Annotated in this window: 20 protein-coding genes; 10 read left to right on the forward strand and 10 right to left on the reverse strand. The window is 62.0% G+C overall.

Translation table 11 applies throughout. The features are described 5' to 3' along the window. Position 1: 1 nt before the first annotated feature. A complete protein-coding gene (locus tag Q1A89_RS09600; RefSeq protein ID WP_299726858.1) occupies positions 2-1027 on the reverse strand; it encodes a substrate-binding domain-containing protein in 1026 nt (341 codons plus the stop codon). A 246-nt stretch (positions 1028-1273) separates the two neighbouring features. On the opposite strand from Q1A89_RS09600, the gene Q1A89_RS09605 reads away from it, so the two are divergent. From Q1A89_RS09605 to ugpC, 5 genes are all read left to right on the forward strand, one after another. Next, positions 1274-2632, forward strand: coding sequence for an ABC transporter substrate-binding protein (locus tag Q1A89_RS09605; RefSeq protein WP_299726861.1), 1359 nt, complete (start codon positions 1274-1276; stop codon positions 2630-2632). A 115-nt stretch (positions 2633-2747) separates the two neighbouring features. Then, positions 2748-3983, forward strand: coding sequence for a sugar ABC transporter permease (locus Q1A89_RS09610; protein WP_299726864.1), 1236 nt, complete (start codon positions 2748-2750; stop codon positions 3981-3983). Positions 3984-4010: 27 nt separating this feature from the next. Further along, positions 4011-5165 carry a carbohydrate ABC transporter permease gene (locus Q1A89_RS09615; RefSeq protein ID WP_299726867.1) on the forward strand — a complete coding sequence of 385 codons (1155 nt, stop codon included), beginning with the start codon at positions 4011-4013 and terminating at the stop codon, positions 5163-5165. 9 nt (positions 5166-5174) lie between these two features. Then, positions 5175-6830, forward strand: a complete 1656-nt coding sequence (locus Q1A89_RS09620) for an alpha-amylase family glycosyl hydrolase (RefSeq protein WP_299726869.1) — start codon at positions 5175-5177, stop codon at positions 6828-6830. Positions 6831-6882: 52 nt separating this feature from the next. After that, positions 6883-7974 (forward strand): sn-glycerol-3-phosphate ABC transporter ATP-binding protein UgpC, encoded by a 1092-nt coding sequence (gene ugpC, locus Q1A89_RS09625; protein WP_299726872.1) that lies wholly within the window; start codon positions 6883-6885, stop codon positions 7972-7974. A 93-nt stretch (positions 7975-8067) separates the two neighbouring features. Here the strand turns inward: ugpC and Q1A89_RS09630 are convergent, their stop codons facing one another. Next, positions 8068-9270, reverse strand: coding sequence for an ROK family transcriptional regulator (locus tag Q1A89_RS09630; protein WP_299726875.1), 1203 nt, complete (start codon positions 9268-9270; stop codon positions 8068-8070). A gap of 149 nt (positions 9271-9419) precedes the next feature. Between Q1A89_RS09630 and Q1A89_RS09635 the strand changes: the two genes are divergently transcribed. From Q1A89_RS09635 to Q1A89_RS09655, 5 genes are all read left to right on the forward strand, one after another. Beyond that, positions 9420-10439 (forward strand): sugar ABC transporter substrate-binding protein, encoded by a 1020-nt coding sequence (locus Q1A89_RS09635; RefSeq protein ID WP_299726878.1) that lies wholly within the window; start codon positions 9420-9422, stop codon positions 10437-10439. Positions 10440-10612: 173 nt separating this feature from the next. Further along, on the forward strand, positions 10613-11680 hold the full coding sequence (locus tag Q1A89_RS09640; protein WP_299726881.1) for an ABC transporter permease: 1068 nt from the start codon (positions 10613-10615) through the stop codon (positions 11678-11680). A gap of 118 nt (positions 11681-11798) precedes the next feature. Next, the gene (locus Q1A89_RS09645) at positions 11799-12566 is read left to right on the forward strand and encodes an ATP-binding cassette domain-containing protein (protein ID WP_299726883.1); all 768 of its coding nucleotides are present in this window, start codon (positions 11799-11801) and stop codon (positions 12564-12566) included. A 1-nt stretch (position 12567) separates the two neighbouring features. Then, a complete protein-coding gene (locus Q1A89_RS09650; protein ID WP_299726885.1) occupies positions 12568-13185 on the forward strand; it encodes a nucleoside/nucleotide kinase family protein in 618 nt (205 codons plus the stop codon). After that, the gene (locus Q1A89_RS09655) at positions 13182-14105 is read left to right on the forward strand and encodes a carbohydrate kinase (RefSeq protein WP_299726887.1); all 924 of its coding nucleotides are present in this window, start codon (positions 13182-13184) and stop codon (positions 14103-14105) included. Before Q1A89_RS09650 ends, Q1A89_RS09655 begins: the two co-directional genes overlap by 4 nt. Before the next feature lie 162 nt (positions 14106-14267). Here Q1A89_RS09655 and Q1A89_RS09660 read toward each other — a convergent pair whose 3' ends face one another. From Q1A89_RS09660 to Q1A89_RS09695, 8 genes are read right to left on the reverse strand one after another with little or no spacing between them, the layout of a single operon-like run. After that, positions 14268-15536 (reverse strand): glutamine synthetase family protein, encoded by a 1269-nt coding sequence (locus Q1A89_RS09660; protein WP_299726889.1) that lies wholly within the window; start codon positions 15534-15536, stop codon positions 14268-14270. 5 nt (positions 15537-15541) lie between these two features. After that, positions 15542-16762 (reverse strand): cytochrome P450, encoded by a 1221-nt coding sequence (locus Q1A89_RS09665; protein WP_299726891.1) that lies wholly within the window; start codon positions 16760-16762, stop codon positions 15542-15544. Next, on the reverse strand, positions 16759-17472 hold the full coding sequence (locus Q1A89_RS09670; RefSeq protein ID WP_299726893.1) for a type 1 glutamine amidotransferase: 714 nt from the start codon (positions 17470-17472) through the stop codon (positions 16759-16761). Before Q1A89_RS09670 ends, Q1A89_RS09665 begins: the two co-directional genes overlap by 4 nt. Before the next feature lie 55 nt (positions 17473-17527). Beyond that, positions 17528-18460 carry a tripartite tricarboxylate transporter substrate-binding protein gene (locus Q1A89_RS09675; RefSeq protein WP_299726895.1) on the reverse strand — a complete coding sequence of 311 codons (933 nt, stop codon included), beginning with the start codon at positions 18458-18460 and terminating at the stop codon, positions 17528-17530. Positions 18461-18493: 33 nt separating this feature from the next. After that, positions 18494-19984 (reverse strand): tripartite tricarboxylate transporter permease, encoded by a 1491-nt coding sequence (locus tag Q1A89_RS09680; protein WP_299726897.1) that lies wholly within the window; start codon positions 19982-19984, stop codon positions 18494-18496. 1 nt (position 19985) lies between these two features. Continuing rightward, positions 19986-20726, reverse strand: coding sequence for a tripartite tricarboxylate transporter TctB family protein (locus Q1A89_RS09685; protein ID WP_299726899.1), 741 nt, complete (start codon positions 20724-20726; stop codon positions 19986-19988). After that, on the reverse strand, positions 20723-22081 hold the full coding sequence (locus Q1A89_RS09690) for an aminotransferase class III-fold pyridoxal phosphate-dependent enzyme (protein WP_299726901.1): 1359 nt from the start codon (positions 22079-22081) through the stop codon (positions 20723-20725). The genes Q1A89_RS09685 and Q1A89_RS09690 overlap by 4 nt, the downstream gene beginning before the upstream one ends. Continuing rightward, positions 22078-22878 carry an IclR family transcriptional regulator gene (locus tag Q1A89_RS09695; protein ID WP_299726904.1) on the reverse strand — a complete coding sequence of 267 codons (801 nt, stop codon included), beginning with the start codon at positions 22876-22878 and terminating at the stop codon, positions 22078-22080. Before Q1A89_RS09695 ends, Q1A89_RS09690 begins: the two co-directional genes overlap by 4 nt. Positions 22879-22944: the final 66 nt, after the last annotated feature.

The raw sequence follows: 22944 nt of genomic DNA on the forward strand, positions 1-22944 counted from the left end.
GTCAGTCCTTGATCGGGCCGGTGGAGGCCCCGACGACAAATTCGGCCTCCCAAAGGGTTTGGGTATGTGGCGCGTTTGGCGTGTTGATCCGGTCGATCAGCATCCGGGCCAGCGTCGCACCCGCTGCGCGCACCGATGACTGCATCGCCGTGAACACCGGGGGGGCGGCGCTGTTGCGAAAGTAGCTGAGGCAGTCGTCAAAAGTCGCAATCGACACGTCCTTGGCGGGGCGCAGGTTGCGGTCATCCAGCGCGCGGCGCACGCCAGCGGCACAAATGATCGACGACACCAGAAAGGCGGTCGGGGGGCTAGGCAGATCCAGCATACTGATCGCGGTGCGATAGCCGTAATCCTCGGTCATCTCGTCCTGCGCCATCAGGTCCGGGTCAATGTCGCACCCGGCCTCCTGCATGCCCTGCTCATAGCCCTGACGACGACGAATCGCGAAATCGAGCTGCTCTTGCCCGTTGAGCAGCGCAACCCGGCGGTGGCCGAGCCCCGTCAGATGCCGCGTTGTCTCGTAAAAGGCGCGCCGGTTGTTCACATCGAGATAGGAATAGGGCACCTGCGCCCCGCTTGAACGGCCATGCACCACGAACGGCAGCCCCAGATCATTCAGCAGGTCCAGCCGCGAATCGTTGAAACGGGGGGAATGCATCACCAGCCCGTCCACCGCACCGCGCGCCTTGAGACGGCGATAGGTTTCCGCCTCGTCGCGCTCACCCACCCGCGTCACCATCATGTCATAGCCGTGCGCGGCATAGGTTTCGCCCGCACCGGCCATGAAATCTCCAAAGATCGGGTTCACCATCTCACCCGAATCACCCACCGAAATCACGTGCCCGATGCAGCGGCTCAGCCCCGTGGCGAGGCCCTGGGCGCGGGTGTTGGGGCTGTAATCATTGGCATGCGCTGCGGCCACAACACGGGCCCGCGTCGCCTCTGACACCTCGGGATATCCGTTCAGCGCGCGACTGACCGTTGTCTGACTGAGACCCAGATGTTTCGATAGTTCCTTAAGATTCACAGGATTCCGATCCAAAGCGCTTTAGATTGCGGCGACGCTACTCAATGGCGACCCCTTCGTCAAAACCTTCGGCGATTCCACCCCTGCGTGTTACGCTTTCTGCGACCCTCACGCGCACAGTGTTTGACAGACAGATGTTTTTCAGCGACGGTCGGGCCATTCCAAAGCGCTTTGGCAAAGTGCCATCGCGTGGGCGGGCCGTCTCAGTGGCGGTGCGAATTGGGTATAAATGGGAGGATAACCAAAATGACCAGAACTCTACTGGCCAGTGCAGCCGCATTGGCAATCACGGCGGCGACCGCACATGCAGACGGGCACATCACGTTCCCGGTCGGCGAAGGTCCGTTCAGCTGGGACAGCTACAACGCATGGGCCGAAAACGCCCCAGACCTGAGCGGTCAGACCGTGACAGTGTTCGGCCCCTGGCTGACACCCGAAGACGGCTATCTGAACAACGCGCTGGCCTATTTCGAAGACGCCACTGGTGCCGACGTGATCTACACCGGCTCCGACAGCTTCGAGCAGCAGATCGTGATCGACGCCGAAGCGGGCTCCGCCCCCAACATCTCTGTCTTCCCACAGCCAGGTCTGGCTGCCGTGATGGCGGGCAAGGGTCAGCTGACGCCACTGGGCGATGACATGGCCTCCTGGGTTGCCGAAAACTACGCCGCCGGTCAGTCCTGGGTCGATCTGGGCACCTATGCGGATGCCGATGGCAACGACCAGATGTATGGCTTTTTCTACAACGTGAACGTCAAATCGCTGGTCTGGTACAACCCGGAAAACTTCGAAGATGCAGGCTATGACATTCCTGAAACCATGGAAGAGCTCAAGGCCCTGACCGACCAGATCGTGGCCGACGGCGAAGTGCCATGGTGCATTGGTCTGGGAAGTGGTGCGGCGACAGGCTGGCCTGCGACCGACTGGGTCGAGGACATGATGCTGCGCACGGTCGAACCCTCGGTCTACGACCAGTGGACCACAAACGAAATTCCGTTCGATGACCCACGTGTCGTGGCCGCCATCGAAGAGTTCGGCTATTTCGCGCGTGATGATGCCAAAGTGTCCGGCGGTGCCGGTGCGGTGGCCTCGACCGACTTCCGGGACAGCCCCAAGGGCCTCTTCTCGTCTCCCCCACAGTGCTACATGCACCGTCAGGCATCGTTTGTGCCTGCCTTCTTCCCCGAAGATGTGGAATTCGGCGTGGACACCGGCTTCTTCTACTTCCCAAGCTACGCCTCCAAGGACCTGGGCAACCCGGTTCTGGGCGGCGGCACTCTGATGGCTGTCACCAGCCCATCGGATGCAACCTCGGAACTGATGGAATTCTTCAAACTGCCCATCAGCCACGAGATCATGATGGCGCAGACCGGGTTCCTCACACCCCACAAGGGCGTCAACACCGAGGCCTACAAGGACGACACGCTGCGCGCGCTGGGTGACGTTCTGCTGGGCGCGACCACCTTCCGTTTCGACGGGTCTGACCTGATGCCCGGTGGCGTCGGTGCCGGCACCTTCTGGACCGGCATGGTCGACTACACAGGTGGCAAGGATGCCGCAGCCGTTGCGGCTGACATCCAGTCCAGCTGGGACGCGCTCAAGTAAGCAAACGCACCACTCACGAAAACGACCAGTCCGCCCCGCGCGGGCTGGTCCAAGAACAGACCGAAAAAATGCGGTCACCATCGGCCAAAAGGGCCCGTGACAAGGGAGACAGTCCATGAACCCGGCATTCCAAGGCTTGATCACCATCATCATCGGCGTCGGTGGGTGCATCGCCTATTTCTACCTGTCCAACCAGTTTCTGGACAAAGTGCTGTACCCTGCCAAAGGCCCAAAGGCGGGGCAGAATATTAACAAGGCCAACATGATCCGGCCCTGGCTGTTCCTGTTTCCGGCCATGTTCGCCCTTGGCCTTTACCTTGCCTATCCGGTGTTCGAGACCCTGCGCCTGTCCCTGACGGACCGCGATCAGGGTGGCGCCTTTGTGGGGCTGGCCAACTACAACCAGATGTTCGGCGAACCGAAATTCTGGGAGGCACTGCGCAACAACCTGCTCTGGCTGATTGTTGTGCCTGCCGCCTCCACCGCCTTCGGCCTTCTGGCCGCGCAACTGACCGACCGGATCAAATGGGGATCGGTGGCCAAGTCGCTGATCTTCATGCCCATGGCGATCTCCTTCGTGGGGGCGGGCGTGATTTTCAAGCTGGTCTATGAAACCCGGCCCGCTGATCAAAACCAGATCGGCATCCTGAACGCGGTGTGGTTGAATTTTGATGGCGGCATCGGATCATTTCTGATGCTGCAACTGTTGCCGACGATCATCCTGCTCTGCTTTGCCGGGATTGTCGCCTATGTGGGCTGGATCTTTGTGCGCCCCATCGCCGAAAGCCGCCAGAACGGCGGCGGCGCGGGCTTTGTGCCGCTGCGCCTCTTTGTCGGGGCCGGCGCGCTCTACCTCGTTTATCTGTCCATCTCCTCGCTGATCGGAGTGTTCACATTTGACTACCCCTACGGCGAGCCGCAGACATGGCTGACCATCCCGTTCTGGAACTCGTTCCTACTGATGGTGGTGCTGATCTGGATTCAGACCGGCTTTGCCATGGTGATCCTGTCGGCAGCCCTGCGCGGCATCCCCGAGGAAACCATCGAGGCCGCCATCGTCGACGGCGCCAACCCGTTCCAGGTCTTTTTCAAGATCAAGGTGCCGCAGATCATGGGCACCATCGTGGTGGTCTGGACGACGATCACCATCACCGTTCTCAAGGTCTTTGACATCGTGTTTGCGATGACCAACGGCCAGTGGGAGACGCAGGTTCTGGCCAACTACATGTTCGACAAGCTGTTCCGCGCCAATGACTGGGGCGTCGGATCGGCGGCGGCCATCGTGATCATGATCATGGTCTCGCCCATCCTGATCTGGAACGTCCACAACGCCCGCAAGGAGATGAAATAATGGCCCGCGCCCATAAGGAAGCAAATCATGGATAACATTGCTGGTTCCAAATCGTCTCTGGGCTGGGCTGTCAACATCTCGGTCGTGCTGCTGGTCGCGCTCTGGGTCTTTCCGACCTTCGGCCTTCTGGTGTCCTCCTTCCGCACTGCAGACCAGATTTCCGGCTCAGGCTGGTGGGCGGCCCTGTTCCCTTCCGAGCAGACCGAACGCTATCGCGTGGCAGATCCGGACGACAACCGGATCGAACGCGACGGCTTGTTCGTGGTCGAGGGCAACCTCTTTGAAGAAGGCACCGCCGTCGGCGAAATCCAAAGCTGGGGCACCTCGTCGCGTGACGTCAGCGCCTATCAGGCAGGCGAAACCGCCGATCTCGGCGATGGCGAAACCTTCACCGTTGATTCAGACGGCAACTATGTCTGGTCCGGCAATGACGAACAGATCTCGGGGCGCGGGCAGCGGGCCTTTGTCACCGCGATCTCGCCGCCGGAATTCACCGTGCGCAACTATGACAACATCCTGTTCAGCGGCGGGCCCGGCGACAACATGGCCAAGGCGTTCTTCAACACGCTGACGGTCACGATCCCGGCCACAATCATTCCCATCGTTGTGGCGGCCTTTGCGGCCTATGCGCTGGCGTGGATGGACTTTCCGGGGCGCGCACTGCTGATTGCCGCTGTTGTGGGCCTGCTGGTCGTGCCGCTGCAACTGGCGCTGATTCCGCTGCTCAAACTGCATGTCGATATCGGCATCGGCAAAGGGTATTTGGGCGCCTGGCTGGCCCATACCGGCTTCGGGTTACCGCTCGCGATATATCTCTTACGCAACTACATGGTCGGCCTGCCGCGTGACATCATCGAAAACGCCAAGGTGGACGGGGCCACGGACTTCCAGATCTTCACCAAGATCATCCTGCCACTGTCCTTCCCGGCGCTCGCCTCCTTTGCGATCTTCCAGTTCCTGTGGACGTGGAATGACCTGCTGGTGGCCAAGGTGTTCCTGATCGACGCAACCGGCCAGACCACCGTGATGACCGACCAGATCGTGAACCTGCTGGGAACACGGGGCGGCAACTGGGAAATTCTGGCCACGGCGGCCTTTGTCTCGATCGCGGTGCCTCTGTGCGTGTTCTTTGCCATGCAGAAATATCTCGTACGCGGGCTGCTGGCGGGTTCAGTAAAATAAGGGTTTGGTATGAACGAAAGGGCGACAATCGACATGGGGCAAGCTCTTGTGGCTGACAAGGACTGGTGGCGCGGTGCGGTGATCTATCAGATCTATCCGCGCAGCTTTCAGGACAGCAATGGCGACGGCATCGGGGATCTCAACGGGATCACCCAACGTCTGCCCTACATCGCCTCGCTTGGGGTCGATGCGATCTGGATATCGCCGTTCTTCACGTCACCGATGAAGGATTTCGGCTATGACGTGAGCGACTATCGCGGCATTGACCCGATGTTCGGCACGATGTCGGATTTCGACGTGTTGACCGAAACGGCGCACAGCCTCGGCCTGCGGGTGATGATCGATCTGGTGCTGTCGCACACCTCGGACGAACACCCGTGGTTCAAGGAAAGCCGCGCCAACCGGGACAATCCCAAATCCGATTGGTACGTCTGGTCCGAACCGAAAGAGGACGGCACCCCACCCAACAACTGGCTGTCGATCTTTGGCGGGTCGGCCTGGCAATGGGACGGACGGCGCGAGCAGTATTTCCTGCACAACTTCCTGACGTCGCAGCCCGATTTGAACTTTCACTGCCCGGACGTGCAGGATGCACTGCTGGACGTGGTGCGGTTCTGGCTCGACCGGGGCGTGGACGGGTTCAGGCTCGATACGATCAACTTCTATATCCACGACAAGCAGTTGCGCTCAAACCCGGCCCTGCCCAAGGACCAGCGGGACGCAACCATCGCGCCATCGGTGAACCCCTACAATCACCAGCTGCACCTCTATTCCAAGAACCAGCCCGAAAACCTGCTGTTCCTCGAACGGTTCCGCGCGGTGCTTGAGGAATACGATGCCGCCGCCGCCGTGGGCGAGGTCGGGGATGCCCAGATGGGGCTCGAGATCATGGGCGAATACACCACGGGCGATAACCGGGTGCACATGTGCTACAGCTTTGAATTGCTGTCGCCCACCATCCCCACGGCTGAACGCGTGGCCAAGGTGATGGGTGATGTCGACCGGCTGGTCAGCGACGGCTGGGCCTGCTGGGCGTTTTCCAACCACGACGTGGTGCGCCACATGAGCCGCTGGGACCTGTCTCCGGCAGCCGCCCGGGCGCTATCGACACTGTTGATGTGCCTGCGCGGCTCGGCTTGCATCTATCAGGGCGAAGAACTGGGCCTGCACGAGGCGGACGTCGCCTTTGAAGACTTGCAAGACCCCTATGGGATCGAATTCTGGCCCGAATTCAAGGGCCGCGACGGCTGCCGCACGCCAATGGCGTGGGAGGCGTCAAACCGCAACGCAGGCTTTACCACCGGCGATCCATGGCTGCCTGTCAGCCCCGAACACGCTCACAACTCGGTCGCCGCCCAAGAGGCGGACCCGGGCTCGATCCTGCACCACTACCGCAAGGCCATCGGGTTTCGCAAAGCCCACAAGGCCCTGCAAAAAGGGGATCATGACGGGGTGAAGGCCGCCGGAGACGTGGTCTATTTCACGCGCACCCACGGGGATGAGGTGGTCTTTTGCGCCGTGAACCTGAGCGACACAACCGCGACCCATCACCTGCCGGATGGCAACTGGGTCACCATAGGCGCCGAACTGGGCAGCATCGGCCCCGGCGCAGACAACGCATTGCATCTGGGACCATGGCAAGTGGCCCTGGCCCGCAGAAACTGAACACGAGAAATATGCGCTCTAACAGCGGGCGTGTCCACGGGAGGGGACGACCATGGCAGATTTGAAACTCAAGGATGTGGCCAAAGTCTATGGCGGCACAGTCAGCGTGCTCAAGGACATCAACCTCGACATCAAAAAAGGCGAGCTGATCGTCTTTGTCGGCCCCTCGGGCTGCGGCAAGTCCACGCTTTTGCGCATGATTGCGGGGCTGGAAAAGATCTCGGACGGGACGCTGGAAATCGACGGCACCGTCGTCAATGACGTGCCCCCCGCCCAGCGCGGTATCGCGATGGTGTTCCAGTCCTACGCGCTTTATCCGCACATGACGGTGCGCGATAACATGACATTCGCGCTGAAGCTGGCCAAAAAGTCGAACGAGGAAATCAACGCCGCCGTCGACAAGGCCGCGCGGATCCTGCAGCTCGAACCCTATCTCGACCGCCTGCCCAAGGCGCTGTCGGGTGGGCAACGCCAGCGGGTCGCTATTGGGCGCTCCATCGTGCGCGACCCCAAGGTCTATCTCTTTGACGAACCACTCTCGAACCTTGATGCGGCCCTGCGCGTCGCCACACGGATCGAGATTGCGCAGCTCAAGGAATCCATGCCCGACAGCACCATGATCTACGTCACCCACGACCAGGTCGAGGCGATGACTCTGGCCACCCGCATCGTGGTGCTGGCCAACAAGGGCATCGCGCAGGTCGGCTCTCCACTCGAACTTTACGAGCGCCCGCAGAACGAGTTCGTGGCGCAATTCATCGGCTCTCCGGCGATGAACCTGCTGCCCGGCGAAGTGATCGAAACCGGCGCGCAGACCAAGGTCAAGATGGCGCAGGGCCATGTGATTTCTGCCGACGTGCCAACCAATCACAGCGACAAGGGTCTCAAGGTCAATGTTGGCGTGCGCCCCGAGGACATGACAGTCACCACTGGCGATGACGCGGTCTATGAAGGGGTGGTGGATTTCACCGAAGCTCTGGGCGAGGTCACGATCCTCTACTTCAAATCCGAAGGCGGGGCCGATCCGGTCCTGGCCAAAATGCCCGGCATCCACCAGAATCTGCGCGGCACCACGGTCAAGGTCACCGCCGTGCCCGGCAAGGTGCAGCTCTTTGCCAACGGCCAATCGCTGCACTACCGCTGAAGACTTGGGCGGAGGACACCTCCGCCTTACGGGCTCTGGCACCAGCGGTCGTGCGATGATGTAGGGCGGGGTTTCACCCCGCCATCCAACCGCTTATCCGTGGTCAAACATCGCCGCTGACCGGTCCAGCATCAACTGGCCGATAATCGGCCCCGCCGCGGCCCCAATGCCGCGCGCATTGGCCCCGATATGGCCCTCGATGGTGACGGGTGCGATCAGCCCCCGCATGTCCTTGGTGGCAAGATAGTTGCGCGTCAGATCACTCAACCGCGCACGCACATCCGAAGGCATGGCCCCGTCGATCACCACCGCCTCGAAATCGATCACCGCGCAGGACGCGGTCATCGCCGTGGCCAACGCACGCGCCGCCTGATCCAGCCAGGGCGCAACAAAAGGCTCCAGATGGGACCAGTCCTGTGGCTGGCGCCACAACTGGCGTGGATCCTCGCCCGCGCTGGAAAGGCGGGCCTCAAGCGTGCGGATCGAAGCAAGGTCAATCAACTGCCGCTCGACCCCATTTACATCGGCGACAGGCAGCGGTCCAAAGGCACCGGCATTGCGCTGATTGCCCTCGAACACTGCGTGATCAAGGACAATTCCGCCCCCGATGAACGCACCAACAAAGAAATAGACATAGTCGCGATATTCCCGCCCGATGCCAAAGATATGCTCGGCCCGGCAGGCGGCCGTCGCGTCATTAACCATATGGACTGGCAGCCCGGTGATCTGTTCGGCCTGCGCCTTGAAATCGGCATCCTTCCACGCGGCGAAATCCTTGGCCGGGGCGCCGATCAGCTCGTGCCAGTTCCACAATTCGAACGGGGCGGCGACACCGATCCCGCACAAACGGCTACGCATGGTGTCGGTCATGTCGTCAATGAGGTAGGCATAGCCGTCCCGCAGAAAACCGAACACAGTGTCGGGCAACGGATAATCATAGGTCTCGCGCAGCTGATGGCGGACCTTGCCTTCCAGATCGAGAACCAAAAGGTCCGCACTGCGCCGCCCCACCTTGAGGCCCAGCGAGAACACCCCGTCCGGGTTCAGCGCATAAGGCACCGACGGTTTGCCGACCTTGCCCTTGACCGGCATGCCCTTGAGCAGCAGCCCGTCATGATCCAGCTTGCGCAGGATGACCGAGGCGGTTTGCGGCGACAGGCCGGTGCGGCGCGCCAGATCACTGCCCGGCAAGGCGCCGTTGCGCTGCAGGATCGACAGCAACAACCGCTCGTTGTAGGCGCGCACGCCCGTCTGATTGATCCCGCCGGACAGGCTGCGCACGTGGTCCAGTGTCATGACCGTCTTCTCCCTGGCCCATATTCAGACTCAGCGCCATTAATAAATCAAGTTGATTTATTAATTGACACCATCGCAGAATCGCGTTTCCCTAAGGGAAGTCACCGCCGGGTGAACGCCCGGATTGACCAAAACCTAGGGAGGACACCATGAAGAAATTACTTCTCGGCACGGCCTGTGCCATGACAACGATGGCAGGTGCTGCATTTGCGGACGGCCACGGCATTTCGGCCTGTCTGATCACCAAAACGGACACCAACCCCTTCTTTGTCAAAATGCGCGAAGGTGCGACCGCCAAGGCCGAAGAGCTGGGCATCACGCTGAACTCCTATGCGGGCAAGGTCGATGGCGACCATGAAACGCAGGTCCAGGCGATCGAAACCTGCATCGCCAATGGCGCCAAGGGCATCCTGCTCACCGCGTCCGACACGTCTTCGATCACACCCGTGGTCCAACAGGCGCGCGACGCAGGCCTTCTGGTCATCGCGCTCGACACACCGCTTGAGCCGATTGACGCGGCAGACATGACCTTTGCCACCGACAACTTCCTCGCCGGTGAGCTGATCGGCGCATGGGCGGCTGCGACGCTGGGCGATGACGCTGCCAACGCCAAGATCGCCATGCTCGATCTCGCCATCAGCCAGCCCACCGTCGGCGTGCTGCGCGACCAGGGCTTCATGACGGGCTTCGGCATCGACATCAAAGACCCCAACAAATGGGGGGATGAGGACGATCCGCGCATCGTGGGTCACGACGTCACGTCGGGCAACGAAGAAGGCGGCCGCCGCGCCATGGAAAACCTGCTGGCCAAGGACCCCTTCATCAACGTGGTCTACACGATCAACGAACCTGCCGCTGCGGGGGCCTATGAGGCGCTCAAGGCCATCGGGCGCGAAAATGACGTGCTGATCGTGTCCGTCGATGGCGGCTGCCCCGGCGTGCAGAACGTCGCGGACGGCGTGATCGGGGCCACCTCGCAGCAATACCCGCTGCTGATGGCATCGCTTGGCATCGAGGCGATTGCCGCCTGGGCCAAGGACGGCAGCAAGCCCGAAGCCACCGAAGGCAAGGCGTTCTTTGACACCGGCGTGTCACTGGTGACGGACAAGCCTGCGGATGGGGTCGAGAGCATCTCGGTCGCCGAAGGCACGGATCGGTGCTGGGGGTAAATCCCTGACCGGACTTCGTCCGGCAATCGCCCCAACGGGGCGATTGAGGGATTTACGGGCGGAGCCCCGGGGGTCACACTTCCGGTGCTCCGATACAGCACCGAAACCACGCACATAGATCGGGGCGGGCCACGCGCCTGCCCCTTTTCAACCCTTGGGAGGGGGAACACCGCATGTCACCATCTGACAACCACGAAGCCGCCGCCAGTGCGGCCTCAGACGCAATCGCGCAGTTCGAGGACACGCGCACTGGACTTGTGGGCCGCGTGCAGAACCGCCTGCACCAGACCCCGTCACTCGTACCGCTGATCGTCCTGGTGTTTTCGGTTGCCCTGTTCGGCATCCTGCTCGGCTCACGCTTTTTCTCCCCCTTCGCCATGACGCTGATCCTGCAACAGGTGCAGATCGTAGGTGTCTTGGCGGCGGCACAAACGCTGATCATCCTGACCGCAGGCATCGACCTCAGCGTCGGCGCCATCGCCGTGCTGTGCACGGTTGTCATGGGCAAGGCGACGTTCAGCTACGGCATCCCACCCGCCATCTCGGTCGCCATCGGGATGGCCGTGGGCACGGCGCTCGGCGCGATCAGCGGCTGGCTCGTCAGCCGGATGAAACTGCCGCCCTTCATCGTCACGCTTGGCATGTGGCAGATTGTGCTGGCGGCGAACTATCTCTATTCCAACAACGAAACCATCCGCAGCCAGGATATCGAGGCCGAAGCGCCGTTCCTGCAATTCCTCGGCACACCGATCAAATTCGGCGGGGCGACTTTTACCTTCGGCGTGATCCTGATGATCCTCCTGTTCGTGGTGCTGGCCTACAGCTTGCGCTCGACCGCATGGGGGCGGCACGTCTATGCGGTGGGCGACGATCCGGAGGCGGCAGAACTTTCTGGCGTCAACGTGCACAAGACCTACATGTCCGTCTACATGGCCGCCGGGTTCATCTGCGCGCTGGCCGCATGGGTGATGATCGGACGGTTTGGGTCGATCTCGCCCTCGGCCACCACCGGGGTCATTGGCAACATTCAGGCGATTACGGCGGTGGTGATCGGTGGCATCTCGCTGTTTGGTGGGCGCGGCTCGATCGCGGGGGCGTTGTTCGGCGCGCTGATCGTGGGCGTGTTCGAACTGGGTCTGCGCATGGCCGGGGCCGACCCGCAATGGACCTTCATGCTGATCGGTTTGCTCATCATCGCCGCCGTCGCGGTCGACCAGTGGATCCGGGAGGTTGCAGCATGACCCTCACGCCTTTTGAACCCAATTGCGCAGCGGCGCTGCTCCAATGCCCTCTCGTCGATGCACGCATCGCCTGTCGGGTACGCGGCAAAGCCGCTGAGATCAGGGAGGTTGCAGCATAATGGAACCGATTTTGAAAGCACGCGGACTGGTCAAACGCTATGGCAAGGTCACCGCACTCGATCACGCCGACTTTGACCTCTACCCCGGCGAAATCCTCGCCGTGATCGGCGACAACGGGGCCGGCAAATCCTCGATGATCAAGGCCGTCTCCGGCGCCACCATCCCGGACGAAGGGCAGGTCTGGCTGGAAGGCAAGGAGATCAAATTCCGCTCCCCCATCGAGGCCCGCGAGATGGGCATCGAAACCGTCTATCAGCAACTGGCCATGTCCCCGGCCCTGTCGATTGCCGACAACATGTTCATGGGGCGCGAGTTGCGCAAACCCGGGATCATGGGCACGCTGTTCCGCCAGCTCGACAAATCGGCGATGGAGAAATTCGCCCGGGAAAAGCTGTCCGAACTGGGCCTCGCCACGATCCAGAATATCAATCAGGCGGTCGAATCCCTCTCTGGCGGACAACGTCAGGGCGTCGCCGTGGCGCGCGCGGCGGCCTTTGGCTCCAAGGTGGTGATTTTGGATGAACCCACGGCCGCTCTAGGGGTCAAGGAAAGCCGCAAGGTGCTCGAGCTTATTCAGGACGTGCGCAGCCGGGGAATCCCGATCATCCTGATCAGCCACAACATGCCGCATGTGTTCGAAATCGCCGACCGCATCCATGTCCACCGACTGGGAAGACGCCTCTGCGTGATCGACCCGAAGGAACATTCCATGTCCGACGCGGTGGCCTATATGACCGGCGCTGCGGTTCCGGAGATGGCGGCCTGACATGACGCTCGACCAGATCTGCGCGCGCATCCTCGCGCAGCCACCCGCCCCGCACCGGCGGCTCGTGGCCGTCGCGGGCCCGCCCGCAAGCGGCAAAAGCACCGTGGCACAGGCTGTGGCCGCGCACCTGACGACACAGGGCGAAGCGGCGGCTGTCGTGCCCATGGACGGCTTTCACCTCGACGACCGGCTGTTGCAACAGGACGGCACCCAAAACCGCAAGGGCGCGCCAAACACCTTTGATGCAGACGGTTTTGTGCGCATGATCAGGGCCCTGCAATCCCACGATCCGGTCATCTACCCCATTTTCGACCGCAGCCGCGAGATTGCCATCGCAGGCGCGGGCCGCGTTCCGGCCACCTGCAAGACCGTGATCGTCGAAGGCAACTACCTGCTGCTCAACAAATCGCCTTGGGACCAGCTGCACGATCTCTGGGCCCTGTCCATTGCGCTCAACCCGCCGATGGAGCTATTGATCGAACGTCTCAAGGCCCGCTGGGTCGAACACGGCAAACCGGGCGCGCAAGCCTGGATCGACACAAACGACGTGCCCAACATCACGACTGTACAAACCACGTCGGCCCCGGCTGACATCATCTGGACGGAGGTGCCAACATGATCCTGTGCTGCGGCGAAGCGCTGATTGACATGATCCCCAACGCGGATGGTGCCTATGTCCCGCATGTGGGCGGGGCGGTTCTGAACACGGCTGTGGCCCTTGGGCGGCTCGGCGTGTCTACCGGCCTGATCACTGGCCTGTCCTCGGACCCGTTTGGCGCGATGATCGCCGATCACATGACGGCCAGCAATGTGTCGACCGCCTACACAGTGCGCTCGGCGCGCAACACGACGCTCGCCTTTGTGCATCTGGACGAGGGGCAGGCCACCTACACCTTCTATGACGAGGGCACCGCCACCCGCGCGATCCAGCCCGACGACATCGACCCCGTGCCCGCCGAAACCGAGGCGATGTTCTTTGGCGGCATATCCTTGTGCAACCCGCCCGTGGCCGACAGCCTGCTGACACTTGCGCTGGCGCAACCCGAACGGCGTCTCGTCATGGCCGATCCCAACATCCGGCCCAGCTTTGTCTCGGATCACGACGGCTACCGCACCCGGCTCAACGCGCTGATCGGGCGGGCGGACATCATCAAGCTGTCCGATGACGATCTGAACTGGGTGGAACCGGGCAGCGCCTCGCTGGCAGACAAGGCGCAGGCGATCCTCGCGCGCGGGCCAAAGATGTTCCTGCTGACCGAAGGGGGCGACGGCGCCACCGCCTATCTCTCCAGCGGACGGCACCTGCACGTGCCAGCAGAAAAAGCGACGGTGGTGGACACGGTCGGGGCCGGTGACACGTTCAACGCGGGCTGCCTCGCCGCCCTGCGCGCCGCAGACGCCCTGAACCCCGCCGCCATCGCGGACCTGCCCGAGGCGACGCTGCACGACATGCTCACCCTCGCCGCCCGCGCGGCGGCCGTCACGGTTTCACGCGCCGGTGCGAACCCGCCCTGGGCCAACGAATTGGCGGCCAGCTAGGCCGCGTTGCGGCAACCCGAAAAGAGGCGCGCGACGCGTTAACACTTGGCCGTTGGTGCATCCGCGGTGCACAGGCTGTGCACGCCCTGTGTACGGGTTGTGCACCGCCATATCTGGCGTAAACCATTCCAAACAAACGCTTAATCAACAAAAATCCGAGCGTTAAACAAATGGCAGGTAAAAATCCCGCACCTCGTCCACGGATTTGTCCTTCAACCGCTTCCATTCGTCCTGCTTGAGGAAGATCAGGGCGTCACAAATCCCCTCCCCCACCGCCATCCGCAGCGGCTTGTCCTTGTCCAAAGCGTCCAGCGCCCGATCAAGGGCCGAGGGCACGTGCCGCGTCGCGCGCACATTCTCCAGCCCATCCAGATCCTCCGCCTCGGGCACGGAATAACCCTGCTCGACCCCCATCAGCGCCGCCTGCAACACCGCCGCCACCGCGAGGTAGGGATTGGTCGCACAATCCGCCATCCGATGCTCGAGCCGCGCTGTTCTCGGCGACGCAACCGACGAGCGCACCGTCACCAACCGATGATCCTCCGCCCAGTTCGCCCAATACCCGGCCATCGACGCAGGCCCCAGCCGATCATAGCTGTTCACCGTGCTCGCCAGCAGCCCCGCCAGCCCCTCATGGTGATGCAGCATCCCCGCAATGCACCCCTTGGCCACGTCCGACAGCGCCCCATCCGGCGCAATCACATTGGCCCCGCTCTCATCCACAAAGCTGAAGTTGATATGCAGCCCCGATCCCCCCCGATCCGGGATCGGCTTGGGCAGAAAGGTCAGCAACAGGCCCAGATCAGCGGCAACCTCACGCGCCATCGTTTTGAACAGGAACGCGTTGTCGCAAGCCGCCACCGCATCATCAAATTGCAGCGTCAATTCGAACTGCCCGTTGTCATATTCACCGTTCATCGACTCGATTGGCAGCCCTACCTCGCCCGCCACGTCCCACAGCGCATTCATCAGCCCTGCCGGATCATTCTGCGAGCCCGTTCCATAGACAAACGCGCCGGGTGTGTCATAGGGCGCCCAAACCCCGTCTGCATCCTGCTGAAACACGTAAGCTTCTAGTTCCAAACCCACTTTCGGGCTGAGGCCACGACCCTTCCACGCCTCGACCGCTGCCTGCAAGCGCCCGCGTGCACAGAGTTCAAAGGGCGCACCATCCACGTGGAGCGTTCCCAGTGCAATCTCTGTCCCGGCCTGCCAGTCCGGGCAGCGGGCGCCATCCAGAACCAGCTCCATATCCGGGATGCCGTCAAACACGCCCGCCCCCGGCACCGGGATCAGATCGCGATCAAAAGTGGTGCCAAACACACCCCGGGCAAAGCCGATCTTGCCCCCCGCAGCGACTTCGGCGGGGATGTATTTGCCGCGCGGCAGGTTCAAAAGATCACAGAACAGAACTCGGGTGCGTTTGGTCATCGACATCACTTCAGCGTTGGGCGCAGGGTCAGTGATTTGACCCCGCAGATGAAATTCGAACGGGTCCAGGTGGGGGCGGATGTGGCCTCAAGCGCGGTGATGCGAGGGACCAGTTCCTGCAGCACCACCTTCAACTCCAGCTTGGCCAGCCACATGCCCAGACAGACATGCGGCCCCCCCTGTCCAAAGGCCAGATGCCGGTTCGGGCTGCGCGCCAGATTGGCGGTGTCGGGGGCGTCAAACACCGCCTCATCCCGGCTGCCCGAGACAAACCACATCAGCACCTTGTCGCCTGCCTTGATCGTCTCCCCGTGCATCTCCACATCGCGCGTCGCGGTGCGGCGAAAGTGCAGCGTGGGCGAGGCAAGACGGATAAACTCATCCGCGCATGTGTCCCAGACCGCCCCCGATTGCAGTTGCTCCAGCAGCTCCTTTTGCTGGCTCAGCAGCCACAACGCCATGGCAATGGAATAGCGCGTCGTGTCGTTCCCGGCTGCAACCAGCAGACAGAAAAAGTTCTTGAACTCCTGCCCCTGAATGGCCCCGCCCTCAGCCCTGAGAACACGTGCCAGAATGCCCGCATCGTCCACCTCGCGCGTACCGTTAAGAATCTGTTCAGCGTAATCATATAGCTCTACGCCCGCCGGAGAGCGAAAGGGCATCATCGCATAATCATCCGTGTTGACCTTGTCGATGACGGTGGTCGTGAACTCCGGATCGGTGTTGCCGATCAGCGCATCACCGCGCTCGACCAGCCAGTCGAGGTCCGCATCCGGCACGCCAAGGATGCGACCCAGCATCAGCATCGGCAGACGTTTGGCGATGTGCTCGACCCCGTCGAATTCGGCATGGTCCAGCGCCTGGGAAACGATGTCGCGGGCAAGGTCACGGATCATCGGCTCGAACCCCGCCATCACCGGCTTGGCAAAGGCCGGATTGACCACACGCCGTGTTGTCGAATGCTCGGGCGGGTCGGTCTCCTGAAAGGTGCGGCGGGCTAGATATTCTGCCCGGCTCTGATCCTCGATCCGGATGCCCTGCGCGCTCGAAAACGTCTGCGGGTCCTTTTGCGCGGCCATGATGTCGGCGTAGCGGGTCAGCGACCAGAACCCGCGATCCGCGCCGAAATCAGGCGTCCAATGCAACGGTGCTTGCGCGCGCATCTGCGCAAACGTGCCATGCGGCACGCCATCTACAAAGCTGTCGTGATCGGCAAGGTTCTTCATGGTGTCCCTCCGAAAAAGCGGGTAGCCCACTGCGCGAATACCGGCCCGTCCTGCGAAGCATCCAACGTCGCTTCGGTCTCAGCGATCTGCACGGGGTTCAGGATCGGCTTGGTGTAATCCAGCACGCAGCGCATGAACGCATCGGTGAACTCAGGGTGGGCTTGCGTGGTAAAGATATGATTTCCCTTGGTGAATCCAGCGATCCCGCACTTGTTTGAGGTGGCATACACCACACATCCCTCGGGCAATTGCGTCACCCCATCATGGTGAAACTGATAGAGGTTCAGCGTGGATCGCGCGGGCACCATCCAAGGCATCGCGCCGGTGATCTCGACAAGGTCGATCCCGATATTCCAGTCCTGCCGGGCCACCTGCCCGCCCAAGGCCACCGCAATCGCCTGATGGCCAAAGCACGCGCCCAACAGCGGTTTTTGCGCCGCATCGCAGGCCCGGATGAAGTCGTAAAGCGCAGGCAAAAAGGCCAGATCATCCAGCACGCTCAGCGGTGAGCCGGTGATGAGGTAGGCGTCCTGCTCGTGTACGTCAGCCGGCACCTCGCCCCCGATGGTCATGTAAACGCGATAGCTAAACCGTTGATCTTGCGCATCAAACAGATCGCGAAAGCGGTGCGCGTCATCCGGAAACGCATCGCCCACCTCGACCGACCGGTCGTGGTTCACCTGCAGGATGCCGAGTTTGAGACGGGCCACGGGTCACCTCGTTCAGAGTAAACATGGGGCGGTCCAGCGGGCCGCCCCACAGGGATCATCGACCCAGGATCGCGTTGATCTCAGCGGACTTTTTACGATCCGCCGCAATCCGCGCCTCGGCCTCGGCCTGACCCTGCCAGTAGACGGCAGCCCCGGTTTCAGCCATCAACGCCTGTGCCTCGGGCGAGGCCATCGTCTTGGCGGCAACCTCCGCGATGGCATCGATCACCTCTTGCGGCGTGCCCTTGGTCACGAACAGCCCGTTCCACAATTCGACATCGTTGACCCCCGCCTGCGCGGCAATGGTCTGCACCCCGTCCAGCTTGGCGATGGGATCAGCGCCGATATTGCCCAGCACGTTGATCTCGCCCAGACAAGGCTCGATCAGGGCCAGCGTCGTGTTGATCACATCGGCATCGCCGGAGGACAGCGTGTTGCAGTCCAGCAGGTCGAATGCGCTGTCATCGGCAAACTCGAACCCCATCTTTACGGCCGCCGCCATGGACACCGCTGTGGGGGTCAGACCGGCCCCGAAATGACCAAGCACAACGTCGTTTTCTTTCGCGTAATCAGCAAGTTCCGCCATGTTGGAATAAGGCGCATCGCCACTGGCTGCCAGCACAAACGGGTAGGTCAGAAAGATGCCCACGGGGACAAAGCTGTCTTCCTCGATGCCGATGTCGATCTTGGGGCCAACCACCGGCACACCAATCACAAAGGAGCCGATGACCGACCCGTCATTGGGCGCATTCAGCACCTCCAAGGCGCCGGGAAACGGCCCGTCCCCGCCGCCGGGACGGTTCACGACACTTGCCGGCTGTCCCGTCGCCTCGGCCATGTCGGCGGCGATCATGCGCGTCAGGATGTCCTCGAAATCGCCCGGAGGCCACGGCACGATGAACTGCACAGGCCCCGTCGGATATTCAGCCAGCGCAGGCCCTGTGAGGGCCGCAAGCGCTAGGGCCGCTGATGTCAAAAGCTTTTTCATGTTCACTCTCCCTGAGTTTGTTTTGCTTTTTGGTTAATGTTCGAACCTTCGGGTGCGAAGGCTGGTGAAGATCGTGACCGAAATCACGACAAGGATGACGACGAACAGCGTGCCCGACACGGGCCTGTTGACCAGATCGAACACGGTCTTGATCTGTCCCGACCCGGCGGTCAGCTTGTCGATCATGATCGAGCCCAGAACGAGACCCAGAACGATCGGCACAAGCGGCCAATCCAGGCGGCGCAGGACAAACCCGAGAAAGCCGAACCCGGCCGCAAACATGCAATCCGCAAACGAATTGCGGATCGAAAACACGCCCACAAAGGCAAGGATCAGGATGAACGCACCAAGCAACCGATTGGGGATATAGATGATCCGCGCGATGTGGCGGGTGGACACCAACAGCGTTATCACCACCAGCACGTTGATGATCAACAGCGCAAAGAACAGCGAAAACAGGAAGTCCGGGTTGTTCTCGAAAATATCCGGCCCTGGCTTGATCCCCGCATCAAAGAACACAACCATCATCATTGCCGTCAGCGCCTCGCCCGGCACGCCAAGCGCCAGCAGCGGCACCATGGCCGCCGCAGGCACCGCGTTGTTGGAGGCCTCGGACGCGATCAGCCCATCCGGCGCGCCGCGCCCGAACTTGCCCGGATCGCGCGATATGGCCCGCGCAGTCGAGTAGCTGAAAAACTGCGCCACGAACTCGCCCACGCCGGGGATGATGCCCATGATCGTCCCGTACCCTGCGCTGATTGCCGCCACGGGTTTGAACCGCCCCAACTCGCCAAACCCCCGCAGCAATCCCCCCTTGAGGCGCGCCTCGGGCGGGTCTGCATCCTTGCCTGTCAGCAGGAACAGAGCCTGAGAAATCGCAAAGATCCCGACAATCACCACAATGAGATTAAAGCCCGGAAAAAGATATTCGACATCAAAGGTATAGCGGTCGATCTGCCGTGTCGTCTGCCGCCCGATAAGCGAGATCAGGAACCCCAGCCCAAACAGCAGTGCCGCAATCCCCATCGTCTTGCGATGCGCCGCAACCAGCAAAACAGCACCCAAAGCGGCCGCCATAAAGATATCCCGCTGCCCGAACAGCGCACCCAAATCGCGCAGGTAAGGGCCAAACAGCATCAAAGCGGACAAGCCCAAAAGGATCGAAAAACAGCCGCCAAAGAACGACGCCGCATAGGCCAGCGACAGCGCCCGCGCGGCCTCGCCCCGGCGGGTCATCGCATAACCGTCATAGGTGGTCAGCGCATTGACCGGCGTGCCGGGCGTGTTGATCAGGATCGCAGGAATTGCGCCGCCATACATGCTTGATCCGTATACCCCCAGCAGCAGCACGAGGCTCACGAGATCATCGAGGAACACGGTGGCAGGCAGCAGGATCGCGATGGCAATGGCCGGGCCGATCCCCGGCACCGCGCCGATGGCGAGCCCCCCAACCGACCCGATCAGGATAGCGACCAGCACGGGCCAGCTTGCCAGATTGTCGAGCCCTGTCCAAAGTGCCTCCATACTAGAACCACACCTGCATGAACGTCTCCATGCCCTGCGGCAGTTGGTCATACAGCCAGATATTCACCGGCGTGCGGATCTGCAGGCCGGTGCGAAAGATCAGGACAATAGTGAAACTGGCAGCCAGACAAATGCCCATCCATCGCGCGCCCCGATAGCCCAGCCGCCAGGGCAAAGCGGTGCCAAGGATCAGCGTCGCCACCAGATACCCCAGCACGGGAACAAGGGCCGTGTAGGCGACAAACCAGCCCACATATTCCAGTGCCCGCGCCCATTGGGTCAACTCATGGCGCAGGGCTGTGGGCTGGCGAAATCGCGCCCGCCAGACCTGTGCCCGCCATGCCCCGCGCAGGTTCCACAGAGCGGCAGGGACCAGAATGCAAAGACAGATCAGTGGCGCGACCCAGCCCTGTTTCAGGATGCGGCCGAGCCGTCCCAGCCGCCCCTCGGGCGAGGAGACGCCAAATTGATCCATCCAGTACCGCGCCATATTGGCGGGCAGCTTGCGGTCCTCCCACCCGGTCTGGGTGAAGAAAAAGGCAAGGAAAAACAGCGCGATCCCGACCATGAAGACGGAAAAGACAAAATCACCCCGGGTGCGGCGAAAGTCCGTGACATCCGCGACATTCACGCGCTGCGCGGGCGGACAGATACTGACAAATCCGCGCGGCGTCGTGGTTGAAGGCTGCGGGGCCCGCCGCGTCGCGCTTTTGAGCGCAGTGGCGGAGGCCCGGCTTTTCATGACGCGGCGACCGCCTTGAGACCCGCCTCGGTCGCGGCGAGGATCTTTTGCACATGGCTTGCATCGATGATCAGAGGTGGCGACAGGATCACGTTGTTGCCCGACACCCGCACCATCACGCCGTCCTGATATGCGGCCTGTTGAAAGGCCAGCGGTGCTGCCTTGCCCACAGGCGTCTTGGCCACGCGGTCGCTGACCAGTTCGATGGCACACATCAGCCCTTCGCCGCGCACATCGCCGATCACGTCATAGCGCGTGGCAAGCTCTGTCAGCCCGGCCTTCAACTCTGCCCCGCGCGGGCCCGCGTTTTCCCAAGGGCGGATGCGCGTGGTTTCGGTCATGGTGGCAACCGCCGCCGCGGCCCCGACCGGGTGCCCGGAATAGGTATAACCCATATCGACCGAACCCATCCCGGTGCGATCCTCTTCGAACACAGAGGCGATGTGATCGGCGATCATCACCGCGCCAAAGGGGAAATAGCCATTGGTGATCGCCTTGGCCGTACACATCAAATCGGGCTGCACCCCCCAATGGCGCGACCCGGTGGGTGAGCCTGTACGACCAAAGGCGGTGATGACCTCGTCCGTGATCAGCAGCACACCATGTTTGTCGCAAATGTCGCGCACCATCTGCATGAATGTGGGATGCGGCGGGATCACCCCGCCTGCGCCCAGCACAGGCTCCATGATGAAGGCGGCAACCGTGTTGGCCCCTTGAAATGCGATCTCGCGTTCGAGCATGGCGGCAGAGAGTTTGGCCAGCTCGGCCGCGCTCTCGACCCCGAACGGGTTGCGATAGAGATAGGGACCGGGGATGTGGAAACAGCCCGCCAGCAGCGGCTCGTAGGCGTTACGGAACTTGGCATTGCCGTTGATCGAGGCGGCGCCAAAATGCGTGCCGTGATAGCCCTTTTCCAGACTGATGAACTTGGTCCGCGTCCCCTCGCCCCGGATGCGGTGATACTGGCGGGCGAATTTCAGCGCGACCTCGATGCTGTCGGACCCGCCAGAGGTGAAAAAGCTGCGCGTCATCCCGTCCGGCTCAAAGAAATCGGCCAGCAAATAGGCGAGCTCAATCGCCTTGTCGTTCGAGGTTCCACGAAAGGTCGAATAATAGGGCAGCGCGTCCAGTTGCGCGGCAATGGCCGCTTTGACCGGGGCGCAGGAATAGCCGAGGTTCACGTTCCACAAGCCGCCCACAGCATCGATGCTGCGGTGCCCGTCCACGTCCGTGATATAGACACCCTCCCCCCCGGTCAGGATGGTGGGCGGGTTGGCATTGCTGTCGGCCGGGTGGGTCATCGGGTGCCAGAACTGGCGGGCGTTGTGCTCTTTCAGGAAATTGCTGTCTTTCATGACGCGGCCCTTTCGCGGCTTGGGGTCCAGATGGCCTGCACATCGGGGGGCACGGCGCCGCCCATCGCCTCCGTGATGTCGCGCCCCTGCGCCATCAGCAGTGCGGCAAGGCGGGCCTCGGCCTCCGCTCCGCCCCGTACGGTGGGATAGGCGATGGAACAGGTGGCGACCGCACGGCTCGCCGCATCAAAGACCGGGATCGCGACCGAGGACACGCCGAGCCGCAACGCATCGCGGTTGCGGGCATATCCGCGCCGGGCAATAGATTGTAATTCGGCCAGCAGGTCAGTCTTGTCGGGCGCACCCGCACCGGGCAACCACGTGCGCGGATCGGCCAGCGCCAGATCGACAAGACCGCCAGGGGAATAGGCGAGGTAAGCCTTGCCCGAGGACGTAGCAAACAGCGGCGGCAGCCCATAGGCGTCAAAGCTGACGCGCACGGGATGATCGTGATGTTCGGCGTGGTAGACATCGACCAGATCAAAGCCCTGCAACCGGCTGATATGGACCAGCTCATTGGCCGCGCGGCTGAGCGCGTCGATGACCGTGCGCACCATTTCGACCTCGGGCACGGTGCGCGCGCGCATGCCTGCCAGTCGGGTCAGGGCCGGACCAAGGCGATAAGCCCGGGTATCTGCGTCCTGCTCAAGAAATCCCATCTGCTCCAGCGCAACCAGATGGCGGTGCACCGTTGCCTTGTCCCGCCCCGTCAGGCGCTGCACATCAGACAGGCCCAACCGGGGCTGGCCATCCGAAAACAGGTCCAAAAGTCCAAGAGCTTTGGCGATAGTCGACATCCGCAAAGCTTGACGCAGCGTGTTTCAGGTTGCAATATTTTTTTGCATCCGCTGGTTCACTATTCA

Source organism: uncultured Tateyamaria sp. (assembly GCF_947503045.1).
In the GTDB taxonomy this organism is placed as follows: Bacteria; Pseudomonadota; Alphaproteobacteria; order Rhodobacterales; family Rhodobacteraceae; genus Tateyamaria.